At 56.9% G+C, this 14547-nt stretch carries 12 protein-coding genes; 9 read left to right on the top strand and 3 right to left on the bottom strand.

What is annotated here, in order from left to right; all coding sequences use genetic code 11:
- The first annotated feature begins 9 nt into the window (after window positions 1–9).
- The 4 genes from ACMWLG_RS14145 (at window position 10) to tldD (ending at window position 7438) form a co-directional block, all read left to right on the top strand.
- Complete coding sequence (locus ACMWLG_RS14145; RefSeq protein WP_023309398.1) at window positions 10–603, top strand: Maf family protein; 594 nt, start codon at window positions 10–12, stop codon at window positions 601–603.
- Entirely contained in the window at window positions 593–2062 is a 1470-nt protein-coding gene (gene rng / locus ACMWLG_RS14140) for a ribonuclease G (protein ID WP_010436156.1), read from the top strand. Before ACMWLG_RS14145 ends, rng begins: the two co-directional genes overlap by 11 nt.
- Window positions 2063–2104: 42 nt before the next feature.
- Window positions 2105–5908, top strand: coding sequence for an AsmA2 domain-containing protein YhdP (gene yhdP, locus ACMWLG_RS14135; RefSeq protein WP_045404808.1), 3804 nt, complete (start codon window positions 2105–2107; stop codon window positions 5906–5908).
- An 84-nt stretch (window positions 5909–5992) separates the two neighbouring features.
- Window positions 5993–7438 carry a metalloprotease TldD gene (tldD, locus tag ACMWLG_RS14130; protein WP_029740073.1) on the top strand — a complete coding sequence of 482 codons (1446 nt, stop codon included), beginning with the start codon at window positions 5993–5995 and terminating at the stop codon, window positions 7436–7438.
- A 76-nt stretch (window positions 7439–7514) separates the two neighbouring features.
- On the opposite strand, the gene aaeR is transcribed toward tldD, so the two are convergent.
- Entirely contained in the window at window positions 7515–8441 is a 927-nt protein-coding gene (gene aaeR, locus ACMWLG_RS14125; protein ID WP_023309395.1) for an HTH-type transcriptional activator AaeR, read from the bottom strand.
- A 179-nt stretch (window positions 8442–8620) separates the two neighbouring features.
- On the opposite strand from aaeR, the gene aaeX reads away from it, so the two are divergent.
- The 5 genes from aaeX (at window position 8621) to ACMWLG_RS14100 (ending at window position 13599) form a co-directional block, all read left to right on the top strand.
- Window positions 8621–8824, top strand: coding sequence for a p-hydroxybenzoic acid efflux pump operon protein AaeX (aaeX, locus tag ACMWLG_RS14120; protein WP_003860416.1), 204 nt, complete (start codon window positions 8621–8623; stop codon window positions 8822–8824).
- 7 nt (window positions 8825–8831) lie between these two features.
- Window positions 8832–9764 (top strand): p-hydroxybenzoic acid efflux pump subunit AaeA, encoded by a 933-nt coding sequence (gene aaeA / locus ACMWLG_RS14115; RefSeq protein WP_023309394.1) that lies wholly within the window; start codon window positions 8832–8834, stop codon window positions 9762–9764.
- A gap of 5 nt (window positions 9765–9769) precedes the next feature.
- Window positions 9770–11737 carry a p-hydroxybenzoic acid efflux pump subunit AaeB gene (gene aaeB / locus ACMWLG_RS14110; protein ID WP_045355383.1) on the top strand — a complete coding sequence of 656 codons (1968 nt, stop codon included), beginning with the start codon at window positions 9770–9772 and terminating at the stop codon, window positions 11735–11737.
- A gap of 89 nt (window positions 11738–11826) precedes the next feature.
- The gene (locus ACMWLG_RS14105; RefSeq protein ID WP_045403584.1) at window positions 11827–13281 is read left to right on the top strand and encodes an NAD-dependent succinate-semialdehyde dehydrogenase; all 1455 of its coding nucleotides are present in this window, start codon (window positions 11827–11829) and stop codon (window positions 13279–13281) included.
- 45 nt (window positions 13282–13326) lie between these two features.
- Window positions 13327–13599 (top strand): barstar family protein, encoded by a 273-nt coding sequence (locus ACMWLG_RS14100; RefSeq protein ID WP_023309391.1) that lies wholly within the window; start codon window positions 13327–13329, stop codon window positions 13597–13599.
- 61 nt (window positions 13600–13660) lie between these two features.
- On the opposite strand, the gene yhcN (ACMWLG_RS14095) is transcribed toward ACMWLG_RS14100, so the two are convergent.
- Window positions 13661–13927, bottom strand: a complete 267-nt coding sequence (yhcN, locus tag ACMWLG_RS14095; protein WP_023309390.1) for a peroxide/acid stress response protein YhcN — start codon at window positions 13925–13927, stop codon at window positions 13661–13663.
- Between the two features lie 110 nt (window positions 13928–14037).
- Window positions 14038–14301 (bottom strand): peroxide/acid stress response protein YhcN, encoded by a 264-nt coding sequence (gene yhcN / locus ACMWLG_RS14090; RefSeq protein WP_023309389.1) that lies wholly within the window; start codon window positions 14299–14301, stop codon window positions 14038–14040.
- Between the last annotated feature and the right edge of the window lie 246 nt (window positions 14302–14547).

Genomic DNA, 14547 nt, shown 5'->3' with positions numbered 1-14547 from the left:
AAGGTTTCTATGACGTCTTTGTATCTCGCTTCCGGCTCCCCGCGCCGTCAGGAACTCCTGACGCAGCTGGGGGTCTCTTTTGAACGCATCGTTACCGGCATTGAAGAAAAGCGTGCTGAGGGCGAAAGCGCTCAACAGTATGTGTCTCGCCTGGCGCGCGAGAAAGCGCAGGCGGGCGTGGCCAGTGTGCCACGCGATCTTCCCGTGCTGGGAGCAGATACCATCGTTATTCTGAACGGTGAAGTGCTTGAGAAACCGCGCGACGCCGATCATGCGGCGCGCATGCTGCACAAAATGTCCGGACAAACGCATCAGGTGATGACGGCCGTCGCGCTGGCTGACCGCCAGCACGTGCTGGATTGCCTGGTGGTGACCGAAGTGACGTTCAGAGTACTTACCGACGACGACATCGCCGCTTATATTGCCAGCGGTGAACCGATGGATAAAGCAGGTGCATACGGTATTCAGGGGCTGGGTGGCTGTTTTGTCAGGAAGATTAATGGCAGCTATCACGCCGTAGTCGGCTTACCGCTGGTGGAAACGTATGAGTTGCTGAGCAATTTTAACTCACTGCGTGAGGGAAGGGATAATTATGACGGCTGAATTGTTGGTAAACGTAACGCCATCGGAAACCCGTGTGGCCTATATTGATGGTGGCATTCTTCAGGAAATTCATATTGAGCGTGAAGCGCGGCGCGGAATAGTAGGCAATATCTACAAAGGTCGTGTCAGTCGTGTACTACCGGGTATGCAGGCGGCTTTTGTAGATATTGGACTGGATAAGGCGGCGTTTTTACATGCCTCCGATATCATGCCGCACACCGAGTGCGTCGCGGGCGAAGAGCAAAAGCAGTTTGCCGTGCGCGATATTTCTGAACTGGTACGTCAGGGGCAGGATCTGATGGTGCAGGTGGTGAAAGATCCCCTCGGTACCAAAGGCGCCCGTCTGACCACCGACATCACCTTACCTTCCCGCTATCTGGTCTTTATGCCTGGCGCGTCGCACGTGGGCGTTTCGCAGCGTATTGAGAGCGAAACCGAGCGCGAGCGTCTGAAGAAAGTGGTCAGCGCCTACTGCGATGAACAGGGCGGGTTTATCATCCGTACCGCTGCGGAAGGGATCAGCGAAGAAGACCTCGCGTCGGATGCGGCTTACCTGAAGCGCGTCTGGACCAAGGTAATGGAGCGTAAAAAACGTAACCAGACCCGCTACCAGCTTTACGGTGAACTGGCGCTTGCTCAGCGCGTTCTGCGCGACTTTGCTGATGCGCAGCTCGACCGCATTCGCGTGGACTCGCGCCTGACCTATGAAGCGCTGCTGGAATTTACCGCTGAGTACATCCCGGAGATGCCCGGCCTGCTGGAGCATTATTCAGGACGTCAGCCGATCTTCGATCTCTATGATGTCGAAAACGAGATCCAGCGCGCGCTGGAGCGTAAGGTCGAGCTGAAGTCAGGCGGCTATCTGATCATCGATCAGACCGAAGCGATGACCACCGTCGATATCAACACCGGCGCGTTTGTCGGCCATCGCAACCTGGATGACACCATCTTCAACACCAACATCGAAGCCACGCAGGCGATTGCGCGCCAGCTTCGTCTGCGCAATCTGGGCGGCATTATCATCATCGACTTCATCGATATGAGTAATGAAGACCACCGTCGCCGCGTGCTGCACTCGCTTGAGCAGGCCCTGAGCAAAGACCGCGTGAAAACCAGCATTAACGGCTTCTCACAGCTGGGGCTGGTGGAAATGACGCGTAAGCGTACCCGCGAGAGCGTTGAGCATGTGCTGTGTAATGAATGCCCAACCTGCCATGGACGCGGAACGGTAAAGACGGTTGAGACCGTCTGCTACGAAATTATGCGTGAAATCGTCCGTGTTCATCATGCCTACGACTCCGATCGTTTTCTGGTCTATGCTTCCCCTGCGGTGGCTGAAGCGCTGAAAGGCGAAGAGTCACACGCGCTGGCGGAAGTGGAAATCTTTGTCGGCAAACAGGTAAAAGTACAAATTGAACCGCTCTATAACCAGGAGCAGTTTGACGTCGTGATGATGTAAAACGCAGTACGCTGCGTGACGAAAGCTGACAAGGAGAGATGCGTGAGGCGATTGCCGGGGATTTTATTGCTTACAGGGGCAACGCTGGTCGTGATTGTCGCGTTGCTCGTGAGCGGGCTACGCCTCGTATTACCGCATCTGGACAGCTGGCGTCCGCAGCTGCTGGCTAAAATTGAATCCACCACCGGCGTGCCGGTGAACGTAAGCCAGCTAAGCGCTAACTGGCAGAATTTTGGCCCGACGCTCGATGTCCGGGATATCAACGCCAGCCTGAAAGATGGCGGCCACCTGAAAATCAAACGCGTGACCCTGGCGCTGGACGTCTGGCAAAGCCTGCTGCATCTGCGCTGGCAGTTTCGCGATCTCACCTTTTATCAACTCCAGTTCCTGACCAATACGCCGCTGTCTGGCGGCGATAGCGGTCAGGGTCTTGAAGCCAACCGCTTCAGCGATCTTTTCCTCCGCCAGTTCGATCACTTCGATCTGCGCGACAGCGAAGTGAGCTTCATTACCCTTTCCGGCCAGCGCGCCGAACTGGCGATCCCTCAGCTGACCTGGCTCAACGGTAAAGAACGTCACCGCGCCGAGGGGCAGGTCAATCTCTCAAGCCTGAACGGCCAGCACGGCGTGATGCAGGTGCGCATGGATCTGCGGGACGATGACGGCCTGTTAAACAACGGCAAAGTCTGGCTGCAGGCCGACGATGTTGACGTGAAGCCATGGCTGGGTGACTGGATCCAGCAAAATATGCAGCTGGAGACTGCCCGTTTCAGCCTTGAAGGCTGGCTGACCCTGACCAAAGGCGAATTTGCCAGCGGCGATATCTGGCTCAAGCAGGGGGGGGCCAGCTGGAAAGGCGAAAAACAGCAGCATCAGCTTTCCGTCGATAACCTCACCGCGCACGTGACGCAGGAGAAAGGGGGCTGGCAGTTTGCCATTCCGGATACGCGCATCACCATGGACGGCAAGTCGTGGCCGCGCGGTGCGCTGACGCTGGCCTGGATGCCGGAGCAGGACGTCGGCGGTACGGCCAGTAAACGCAGCGACGAGCTGCGCATCCGCGCCAGCAACCTCGATTTGTCGGCCATTGAAGGCCTGCGCTCGATGGCGGCAAAGCTCTCTCCGGACCTGGGCGAGATCTGGCTGGCAACGCAGCCGAGCGGGACGATCGATGCTCTGGGGCTGGATATCCCGCTCCAGGCGACGGAAAAAACCCGCTTCCAGGCAACGTGGAAAGATCTTGCCTGGAAGCAGTGGAAGCTGCTGCCGGGGGCGGAGCACTTTAGCGGCAAGCTGGAAGGCAGCGTGGAAAACGGCAGGCTGACGGTTGATATGCACGACGCCAAAATGCCTTACGAGACGGTCTTCCGCGCGCCGCTGGAAATCGAACAGGGCAGCGCGGTGCTTAACTGGCTCCGTAACGACAAGGGTTTCCAGCTTGATGGCCGCCATATTGATGTGAAAGCCAAAGCGGTGCACGCGCGCGGCGATTTCCGCTATCTGCAGCCTGAAGGCGATGAGCCGTGGCTGGGCATTCTGGCCGGGATCAGCACCGATGACGGCTCACAGGCCTGGCGTTACTTCCCGGAAAACCTGATGGGAAAAGCCCTGGTGGACTATCTCAGCGGCGCGATTCAGGGCGGTCAGGCGGACAATGCCACGCTAGTGTACGGCGGTAACCCGCATCTATTCCCGTACAAACATAATGAAGGCCAGTTCCAGGTGCTGGTGCCGCTGCATAACGCGACCTTTGCGTTCCAGCCCGGCTGGCCTGCGCTGAAAGACCTGGATATCGAGCTCAACTTCCTCAATGACGGGCTATGGATGAAGTCCGACAGCGTGGCGCTGGGCGGCGTGACGGCCAGCAACCTGACGGCCAACATCCCGGATTACTCCAAAGAGAAGCTGCTGATTGATGCTGACATCAACGGTCCGGGCAAAGCGGTGGGACCGTACTTTGAGGAGACGCCCCTGAAAGAGTCGCTGGCGGCGACGCTCCAGCAGCTACAGCTTGATGGCGATGTGAATGCTCGCTTACATCTTGATATCCCGCTGGACGGAGAGATGACCACAGCCAAAGGTGACGTCCGCCTGAAGAACAACAGTCTGTTCATCAAACCCCTTGAGAGCACGCTGAAAAATCTCAGCGGGCAGTTCAGCTTTGACAACGGTAACCTGAAGAGCGAGCCGCTTACGGCCAGCTGGTTTAATCAGCCCGTTAATATCGACTTCACGACCACCGAGGGTGAAAAGGCCTATCAGGTGGCCGTCAATCTGGACGGTAACTGGCAGCCAGCGCGCATGGACGTCCTGCCGAAGCCCATTGAGGCGTCAGTGCAGGGCGCAGTCGCCTGGCAGGGTAAAGTGGCAATTGACCTGCCTTATCACGCGGGTGCCCAGTATAAGGTCGACATCACGGGCGATCTGAAAAACCTTCAGAGCCAGCTGCCTGCGCCGCTGGATAAACAGGCCGGACAGCCGCTGCCGGTAAAGCTGAACGTCGATGGCAACCTGAACAGCTTCGCGCTGACCGGAAGCGCGGGCGGGACAAACCACTTCAACAGCCGATGGCTACTTAACCGCAAGCTCACCCTCGACAAAGCCATCTGGACAACGGATAGCCGCTCCACGCCGCCTCTGCCGGAGCAGGCTGGCATTGAGCTGAATCTCCCGCCGATGGACGGCGCAGAGTGGCTGGCGCTGTTCCAGAAAGGCGTTGGGCAAAACGTTGATGAAACCGCCCAGTTCCCGCAAGCCATTACCGTACGTACGCCGTCGCTGATGCTGGGCGGGCAGCAGTGGAACAACCTGAGCATTGTCTCGCAACCTGGCGCTAACGGCACGAAGGTGGAGGCCCAGGGAAGGGAGATCAACGGCACGCTGACCATGCGCAATCACGCGCCTTGGCAGGCGGCGATCCGCTACCTCTACTACAACCCGGCAAGCGCCGCGAGCGGGAAAGATAAACCGGCAGAGACGTCGCCGCTGAGTAATGTCTCCCGCGTCGATTTTAGCGGCTGGCCCGATCTCCAGCTGCGCTGCGCGGAGTGCTGGCTGTGGGGGCAGAAATATGGCCGTATCGACGGCGATTTCACCATCCAGGCAAATACGCTTACGCTCTCCGGTGGCCTGGTTGATACCGGTTTTGGCCGCATGACGGCCGCAGGGGAATGGGTGAATAACCCGGGCGAGCAGCGAACTTCCCTGAAGGGTGACATTAAAGGCAACAAGCTGGATGCGGCAGCCAATTTCTTTGGTATCAGCACGCCGCTGCGCGGCTCGTCATTTGACGTCGATTACGATCTTCACTGGCGTGACGCCCCGTGGAAGCCGGATGAGGCCTCGCTGAACGGTATTCTGAAAACCCGCTTCGGCAAAGGTGAAATTGCCGACGTGAGCACGGGGCGCGCCGGGCAGATCCTGCGCCTGCTGAGTTTTGATGCTCTGCTGCGCAAGCTGCGCTTCGATTTCAGCGATACCTTCAGCGAAGGTTTCTACTACGATTCCATCCGCAGCACGGCGTGGATCAAGGACGGCGTTCTGCATACGGACGACACGCTGGTGGATGGCCTGGAAGCGGATATCGCCATGAAAGGCTCCGTTAACCTCGTGCGTCGCGAGCTGGATATGGAAGCCGTGGTGGCACCGGAAATTTCCGCGAGCGTGGGCGTGGCGGCGGCCTTTGTGGTGAACCCGATTGTCGGTGCGGCGGTGTTTGCCGCCAGCAAAGTGCTGGGTCCGCTGTGGAGCAAAGTCTCCATTCTGCGCTACCGCATTACCGGTCCGGTCGATAAACCGCAGATTAACGAGGTGCTGCGCCAGCCGCGCAAAGATGCACAGCAATGATTTGACGTGGGCAGGTAATTGCCTCACTCTCAATAAATACGATCTTTATACCGCCACGGGCGGCAACGAACGAGTAGCAATACGATGAGTCTGAACCTGGTAAGTGAACATTTGCTCGCAGCGAACGGCCTGAGCCATCAGGACCTGTTCTCCATTCTTGGTCAACTGACCGAACGCCGTCTCGACTACGGCGACCTTTATTTCCAGTCGAGCTATCACGAATCCTGGGTTTTAGAAGACAGCATCATCAAAGATGGCTCCTACAACATTGACCAGGGCGTCGGCGTCCGTGCCGTCAGCGGCGAGAAAACCGGTTTCGCCTATGCCGATCAGATTAGCCTCACCGCACTTGAGCAGAGCGCGCAGGCCGCACGTACCATTGTGCGTGATACCGGCGATGGTCGCGTGAAAACCCTGGGAGAAGTGCAGCACTCTGCGCTCTATACCAGCATCGATCCGCTGCAGAGCATGAGCCGTGAAGAGAAGCTGGATATCCTGCGTCGCGTGGACAAAGTCGCCCGCGCGGCGGATAAACGCGTGCAGGAAGTTTCTGCCAGCCTGAGCGGCGTGTATGAGTTGATTCTGGTTGCGGCAACGGACGGTACCCTTGCGGCAGACGTTCGCCCGCTGGTGCGTCTGTCTATCAGCGTGCAGGTCGATGACGACGGCAAACGCGAGCGCGGCTCAAGCGGCGGCGGCGGTCGTTTCGGCTATGACTGGTTCCTGGGCGACGTTGACGGTGAAGCTCGCGCCGACGCGTGGGCGAAAGAAGCCGTGCGTATGGCGCTGGTGAATCTGAATGCCGTCGCGGCGCCGGCGGGCTCATTCCCGGTGGTGCTGGGCGCTGGCTGGCCGGGCGTGCTGTTGCACGAGGCCGTAGGCCACGGCCTGGAAGGCGACTTTAACCGTCGCGGGACGTCCGTGTTCAGCGGTCAAATCGGGCAGCTTGTCTCCTCTGAGCTGTGCACTGTGGTGGATGACGGCACCATGCGCGATCGTCGCGGCTCGGTGGCTATCGACGATGAAGGTACGCCAGGGCAGTACAATGTGCTGATCGAAAACGGCGTGCTGAAAGGCTACATGCAGGACAAACTCAACGCGCGTCTGATGGGCGTGGCGCCGACGGGCAACGGACGCCGTGAATCTTACGCGCACCTGCCGATGCCGCGCATGACCAACACGTACATGCTGCCGGGCAAATCCACGCCGCAGGAGATTATTGAATCCGTTGATTACGGTATCTTTGCGCCAAACTTTGGCGGCGGCCAGGTGGACATTACCTCCGGTAAGTTTGTTTTCTCCACGTCAGAAGCGTATCTGATCGAGAAAGGCAAAGTGACCAAAGCGGTGAAGGGTGCGACGCTGATTGGCTCCGGTATTGAAGCCATGCAGCAGATCTCTATGGTCGGTAACGATCTGAAGCTGGATAACGGCGTGGGCGTCTGCGGTAAAGAGGGCCAGAGCCTTCCGGTTGGCGTGGGCCAGCCAACGCTGAAAGTGGACAACCTGACGGTGGGCGGCACGGCGTGATTTCCTGACCCTCTCCCCAAAGGGGAGAGGGAACTGCTCCGTGCAGTCTTTTCTCCCTCGTCCTTTTGGAAAAGGTCTACTCTTTCCTTCTCCCCCGCATCCCCTGAAACAGCTCCGCTACGTCCACAAAATACTCGGTCAGATAGTTAATACACACCTGTACCTTGAGCGGGAGTTTGTCTTTTTCGGTATACAGGGCGTACACAGGACGCGGATCGGACTGGTAGCGCGGGAAGAGGATCTCCAGCACGCCGCTGTTGATCTCGTTGATCACCCACATTAACGGCACGTAGGCGATCCCGGCGCCGGCCACCAGCCAGCGCGAAATGGTCATCGGATCGTTAGTGACAAACCGTCCTTCCGGCAGCAGCCTGGTAGAGATCCCTTCCGGAGCGATCAGCTCAAATTCATTATCGGGCCGCACGCTGTACTCCAGCCACGAGTGGTTGGTGAGATCGGCGGGTTTCTCCGGAACGCCGTACTGCGCCAGATAGCTTTTCGAGGCGCAGACCACCATCGGCATGCTGCCCAGCCGTCGCGAGAACAGGCTGGAATCCTGCAGCGCGCCGACGCGGATCACCACGTCCAGCCCGTCGGCAATCAGATCCGGCGCCGGGATACCCGTCACCAGATTGACGGTAAGCCCGGGATACTCTTTCAGCATATCCGCCGTCATGGCAGCGAGAACATTTTGTGCCATAGTTGAAGAACACCCGATGCGCAGCGTGCCGATGGGGGTGTTGTTGAAGGCATAGAGCTGTTCGTGAACATCCTGCACTTCAAGCAGCATGCGGCGGCAGCCCTGATAGTAAATTTTACCCGCCTCCGTCAGCCCAATGCTGCGGGTACTGCGGTTGAGCAGCTTGACCTGAAGCTCATCTTCCAGTTTGGACACCGTCTGGCTGATGGATGAGACGCTCATCTGAAGCTGGCGTGCAGCGGCGGTAAAAGAGCCCAGCTCAACCACTTTGGCGAAGACCGACATGCGTTTTAAACGTTCCATTGTTCACTCTGGCTTAAAAGTGATTTAGATCACATATTATAGATAACAGCATAACAGTTACGTTAATATATTATTAATTACATAACGGCTGCGCCATTCTCGCCCGGCGTTTCTTGCTCTCCTGCGGTGGCGTGCGCTAAAAAATTCTGAAGCCTGCACTCTCTCTTATCAAGGTCAACATGAGTCTGTTTCCCGTTATCGTGGTGTTCGGTCTGTCGTTCCCACCGATATTTTTCGAGCTTCTTTTATCACTGGCGATCTTCTGGCTGGTGCGCAAGGTGCTGGTCCCTACCGGGATCTACGATTTCGTCTGGCACCCTGCATTGTTCAATACCGCGCTGTATTGCTGCCTGTTTTATCTGATATCGCGCATGTTTGTCTGAGGTTGATGTGAAAACGCTAACAAGAAAAATCTCCCGCACTGCCATCACAATGGCGCTGGTTATCCTCGCCTTCATCGCTATTTTCCGCGCCTGGGTTTATTACACCGAATCACCGTGGACGCGTGATGCACGCTTCAGCGCCGATGTGGTGGCAATAGCCCCTGACGTGGCCGGTCTTATCACGGCGGTCAACGTCCACGATAACCAGCTGGTGAAAAAAGATCAGGTTCTGTTCACCATCGACCAGCCTCGTTACCAGAAAGCGCTGGAAGAGGCGGAAGCGGACGTGGCCTATTATCAGGCGCTCGCTGCGGAGAAACGCCGCGAGGCAGGCCGCCGTAATCAGCTGGGCGTTCAGGCAATGTCCCGCGAAGAGATTGACCAGTCCAACAACGTGCTGCAAACCGTGCTGCACCAGCTGGCGAAAGCGCAGGCAACGCGCGATCTGGCGAAGCTCGATCTCGAGCGCACCGTGATCCGCGCGCCGTCCGATGGCTGGGTCACCAACCTCAACGTCTATGCCGGGGAATTCATTACCCGTGGCTCAACCGCCGTGGCGCTGGTTAAACAGAACTCCTTCTACGTGCTCGCCTATATGGAAGAGACCAAGCTGGAAGGCGTGCGCCCAGGTTATCGGGCGGAAATTACGCCGCTCGGCAGCAATCGCGTCTTTAAAGGCACCGTCGACAGCGTTGCTGCAGGGGTGACTAACTCCAGCAGCTCTAACGATGCCAAAGGGATGGCGACGGTCGATTCCAACCTGGAGTGGGTGCGTCTGGCCCAGCGCGTGCCGGTACGTATTCATCTGGATGAACAGCAGGGAAATCTGTGGCCTGCGGGTACCACGGCGACGGTGGTGATCACCGGTGAAAAGGACCGGGATGCCAGCCAGGACTCGTTCTTCCGTAAAATTGCCCACCGCCTGCGCGAGTTTGGTTAATCGCCATGGGTATCTTTTCCATCGCCAGCCAGCACATTCGCTTCGCCGTGAAGCTGGCGTGCGCCATCGTGCTGGCGCTGTTTGTTGGCTTTCACTTCCAGCTTGAAACCCCTCGCTGGGCAGTGCTGACGGCCGCGATTGTCGCGGCGGGCCCGGCCTTTGCCGCGGGTGGGGAACCCTATTCAGGCGCGATCCGCTATCGCGGGATGCTGCGTATCATCGGGACGTTTATCGGCTGTTTCGCGGCGCTGACCATTATTATTCTCATGATCCGCACCCCGCTGCTGATGCTGATGGTCTGCTGCATCTGGGCGGGGTTCTGCACCTGGATCTCGTCTCTGGTGAAAGTGGAAAACTCCTACGCCTGGGGACTGGCGGGCTATACCGCGCTGATTATTATCATCACTATCCAAAGCGAACCGCTGCTGGCACCGCAGTTTGCGGTGGAGCGATGCAGCGAAATTGTGATTGGTATTGTCAGCGCGATCGTCGCTGATCTGCTTTTCTCTCCGCGCTCCATCAAGCAGGAAGTCGACCGTGAGCTCGACGCGCTGATCGTTGCCCAGTATCAGCTGATGCAGCTGTGCATTAAGCACGGCGACAGCGAAGAGGTGGATAAAGCCTGGAGCGGGCTGGTACGCCGTACGCAGGCGCTGGAAGGTATGCGCAGCAACCTTAACATGGAGTCCTCGCGCTGGGCCCGCGCGAATCGACGTCTTAAAGCCCTCAACACCGTCTCTCTGACGCTGATTACCCAGGCCTGTGAAACCTATTTGATTCAGAACACCCGGCCGGAAGCAGTCACCGATACGTTCCGCGAACTGTTTGCCGAGCCGGTGGAAACCGTACAGGACGTGCATAAGCAGCTTAAGCGCATGCGCCGGGTGATTGCCTGGACCGGGGAGCGCGACACGCCGGTGACCATCTACACCTGGGTCGGCGCCGCGACGCGCTATCTGCTGCTGAAGCGCGGCGTGATTGGTAACACCAAAATCAGCGCGGCGGAAGAAGAGGTGCTGCAGGGGGAAGTGGTGATCAAGGCGGAATCCGCCGAGCGCCATCACGCCATGGTCAATTTCTGGCGTACGACGCTTGCCTGCATGCTCGGCACGCTGTTCTGGCTGTGGACGGGCTGGACGTCCGGCAGCGGCGCGATGGTGATGATTGCCGTTGTGACCGCACTGGCGATGCGTCTGCCTAATCCGCGTATGGTCGCCATTGATTTCCTTTACGGCACGATTGCCGCGTTGCCGATAGGCGCGCTCTATTTCCTGGTCATCATCCCGTCGACGCAACAGAGCATGCTGCTGCTCTGTATTAGCCTGGCGGTAATGGCGTTCTTTATCGGCATTGAAGTGCAAAAGCGGCGTCTGGGATCGCTGGGGGCGCTGGCGAGTACGATTAACATCATCGTGCTCGATAACCCGATGACCTTCCATTTCAGCCAGTTCCTCGACAGCGCGTTAGGCCAGCTGGTGGGCTGCTTCCTGGCCATGATGGTGATACTGCTGGTGCGTGATAACTCGCAGGCAAGAACGGGCCGCGTGCTGCTGAACCAGTTCGTGTCGGCTGCCGTGTCATCTTTGACAACCAATACCGCGCGCCGTAAAGAGAACCACCTCCCCGCGCTGTACCAGCAGCTGTTTTTGCTGCTGAACAAGTTCCCGGGCGATATCGCGAAGTTCCGCCTGGCGTTAACCATGATCATTGCGCACCAGCGTTTGCGTAACGCGCCCGTGCCGATCAACGACGATCTGTCGGCATACCACCGCCAGCTGCGTCGTACCGCCGATCACGTGCTTTCTGCCAGCAGCGATGACAAACGGCGCCGCTACTTTACGCAGCTGCTTGAAGAGCTCGATATCTATCAGGAAAAGCTCAAGCACTGGGAGGCGCCGCCTCAGGTGACCGAGCCGGTAGGACGGTTGGTGTTTATGCTGCATCGCTACCAGAATGCCCTCACGGATAACTGACTGAAGTAAAAAACCGATGCCAAAAGCGTCGGTTTTTTTGTGGCTATACTTATTCCAGCACGTTCTTACATTTCAGAAAGGGAGAACACATGACGACCCAGGCGCTTCAGGACCACATCCTTTTTCAGACCGGTTATCTGGTCAACGGAATCTGGAAAACGCTGGATACAACCTTTGATGTGCTGAATCCCGCGACCGGCGAGGTCATTGCTAAAGTCGCAAAAGCGGGTAAAGCACAGACCGAAGACGCTATCGCAGCGGCTACCCAGGCCTTCCCGGCATGGCGTGCCAAAACCGCGAAAGAACGCTCGGCGATTCTCTACCGCTGGTACGAACTGATTATTGAGAATAAAAGCTGGCTCGGGCGGTTGATGACCACCGAACAGGGCAAACCCCTGAAAGAAGCGGAGGGAGAAGTCGAGTACGCCGCCAGCTTTATCCAGTGGTTTGCCGAAGAGGCCAAACGCGCGAACGGTGAAATTATTCCGCCGATAAAACCCGGCTCACGCATTCTGGCGACCCGTGAACCCATTGGTGTGGTCGCAGCGATTACGCCGTGGAACTTCCCGATGGCCATGCTCACCCGCAAGTTAGGCCCGGCGCTGGCAGCAGGATGTACCGGGGTCATTAAACCGGCCAATAACACGCCGCTCAGCGCCTTTGCGCTGCTTACGCTGGCGAAACAGGCCGGAGTGCCCGACGGTGTTCTCAACGCCGTAGCCGGGAATACGCATGAAATCAGCGATGCGATTATGGCAAGCCGCGACGTACGTAAAATCTCCTTTACCGGCTCAACCTCCGTCGGCAAAACGCTGGTGCGTAACGCCGCAGAAACCATGAAAAAAGTCTCGATGGAGCTGGGGGGAAATGCCCCGTATATCGTTTTTGAGGATGCGGATATCGACGCCGCGGTTAAGGGTGCGATCGCCAACAAGTTCCGCAATGCCGGGCAGGTCTGCGTCAGCGTGAACCGTTTTTATATTCAGGAAACCGTCTACGACAAATTTGTGAATAAACTCGCCGATGCGGTGAATGCGCTGAAGGTGGGTAATGGTCTTGAGGAGGGGGTGGTCGTCGGGCCGCTGATTGAACCTTCTGCGGTCAACAAGGTGCGTGAGCATGTCGACGATGCCGTTGCCCGGGGTGCGACCATCCTGGCAGGGGGTAAGCCTCATCCGCTTGGCGGGAATTTCTGGATGCCAACCGTACTGGGCGACTGCCATGAGGGCATGAAGCTGGCAGAAGAAGAGACGTTTGGCCCGGTGGCGGCGTGCTTCCGTTTCACCTCGGAAGATGAAGTCATCCAGCGCGCCAACAACACCCCTTATGGGCTGGCGGCTTACTTCTACACCCAAAATCTCTCACGGGTCTTCCGCGTTTCACAGGCCATCGAAAGCGGGATGATCGGCATCAACGAGTGCGCCGTCTCCACGGAGCTCGGCCCCTTTGGCGGCGTAAAAGAGTCAGGCCTTGGACGAGAGGGCTCCGTGCTGGGGCTGGAAGAGTATCTGGAAGTTAAAACCCTGCATATTGGGGGATTATAATAGACAGGGCGGCATCTGCCGCTCGCCTGGACTGGGTGGCTGGCAATGAAAACCTATACGTTTGATTTTGACGAGATCGACAGTCAGGAAGACTTCTACCGTGAATTTATCCGGGCGTTTGATCTTGAACGAGAAAGCGTGACGAATCTGGATACGCTGTGGGACGTGGTCACCGGCAGTCAGTTGCCGCTACCGCTGGAAATTGAGTTCATCCATTTGCCCGATAAGCTGCGAAGACGTTTTGGCGCGCTGATATTGCTGTTCGATGAAGCGGAAGAAGAGCTTGAAGGGCAGCTGCGCTTTAACGCGCGGCATTGAATGAAAAAAGCCCCTGACCATGAGGCCAGGGGCAAGTCGTATGATGAGATACGACGAGGGTTTATTTATACAGCTCTGCCGTTGCATGCCAGTGGTCACCCTGATTCAGTTCGGTGACGCGATAGCTGCTGGCGCCTGCTTTTTCAGCTTTGGCGGCAAGTTCGTGACGAATATCCATCGGTGAACCGGTGACAGACGTTACGGAGATGCTGCCCATACGCTGTAGATTTTGTGCCTGGTCGGCATTTACCTGCTGTACGGCTGCGCTTGCGCCGAAAGAGAGAACGGATGCCATACCGAGGGTTGCGATGATCAATTTGGTTTTCATAGTCTTTACTCCTGAATAGGGTTTTTACTCAACGGCGAGAAGGGTTGAACAGCTATTTTTATGCCTGGTGCCGTTGAGTGGAGATTTTCGTCTTCAGTTATTACTAAAACTTATTTGTACAGCTCAGCGGTGGCGTGCCAGTGGTCACCAGAACGCGCTTCGATGATGCGATAGGATGACGCACCCTGTTCTTCCGCTTTTTTGTTCAGCATCTCATGCATGTCCATTGGCGATGTGCCGACCGCGCCGACAGAAACCGTACCGATGGCCTGGCGGGATTGCGCCTGGTCAGCATTGATAGAGTCTGCTGCGAAAGCACCGAATGACAAGACGGACAGGACGCTGAGCGCCGCTACAGTTGATTTGATTTTCATGATTCTTACCTCGTCGAATTTTTTCGTGGGGTCTTGTTTCGTGACCCTCATCACAAAATCAAGTATACACTAATAACGGCAAAAATTAATACCAGACTAATGGTTTCTCTTGTTATTACGTGTTAACCAGCCTTTTTTTTATAACCAAATTGCATAATATTGAACGTTTTTTGTTCATTTTTGTTGGTTATATCTAATAAAATCATATGGATATCATATTTTGATTTTTTGTGCGATTTTTTGATT

The organism is Enterobacter sp. 01-M-02-SI-ECC, from assembly GCF_047530595.1.
Classification (GTDB): domain Bacteria; phylum Pseudomonadota; class Gammaproteobacteria; order Enterobacterales; family Enterobacteriaceae; genus Enterobacter; species Enterobacter cloacae_M.
This window is presented reverse-complemented; position numbering and strand designations above follow the sequence as displayed.

What these genes read in the sequence shown, in the direction of transcription:
- tldD (WP_029740073.1), top strand. Translation starts at nt 5,993, where the DNA reads ATGAGTCTGAACCTGGTAAGTGAACATTTGCTCGCAGCGAACGGCCTG.
- yhcN (WP_023309389.1), bottom strand. Translation starts at nt 14,301, where the DNA reads ATGAAAATCAAATCAACTGTAGCGGCGCTCAGCGTCCTGTCCGTCTTG.
- ACMWLG_RS14105 (WP_045403584.1), top strand. Translation starts at nt 11,827, where the DNA reads ATGACGACCCAGGCGCTTCAGGACCACATCCTTTTTCAGACCGGTTAT.
- rng (WP_010436156.1), top strand. Translation starts at nt 593, where the DNA reads ATGACGGCTGAATTGTTGGTAAACGTAACGCCATCGGAAACCCGTGTG.
- aaeB (WP_045355383.1), top strand. Translation starts at nt 9,770, where the DNA reads ATGGGTATCTTTTCCATCGCCAGCCAGCACATTCGCTTCGCCGTGAAG.
- yhcN (WP_023309390.1), bottom strand. Translation starts at nt 13,927, where the DNA reads ATGAAAACCAAATTGATCATCGCAACCCTCGGTATGGCATCCGTTCTC.
- ACMWLG_RS14100 (WP_023309391.1), top strand. Translation starts at nt 13,327, where the DNA reads ATGAAAACCTATACGTTTGATTTTGACGAGATCGACAGTCAGGAAGAC.
- ACMWLG_RS14145 (WP_023309398.1), top strand. Translation starts at nt 10, where the DNA reads ATGACGTCTTTGTATCTCGCTTCCGGCTCCCCGCGCCGTCAGGAACTC.
- aaeR (WP_023309395.1), bottom strand. Translation starts at nt 8,441, where the DNA reads ATGGAACGTTTAAAACGCATGTCGGTCTTCGCCAAAGTGGTTGAGCTG.
- aaeX (WP_003860416.1), top strand. Translation starts at nt 8,621, where the DNA reads ATGAGTCTGTTTCCCGTTATCGTGGTGTTCGGTCTGTCGTTCCCACCG.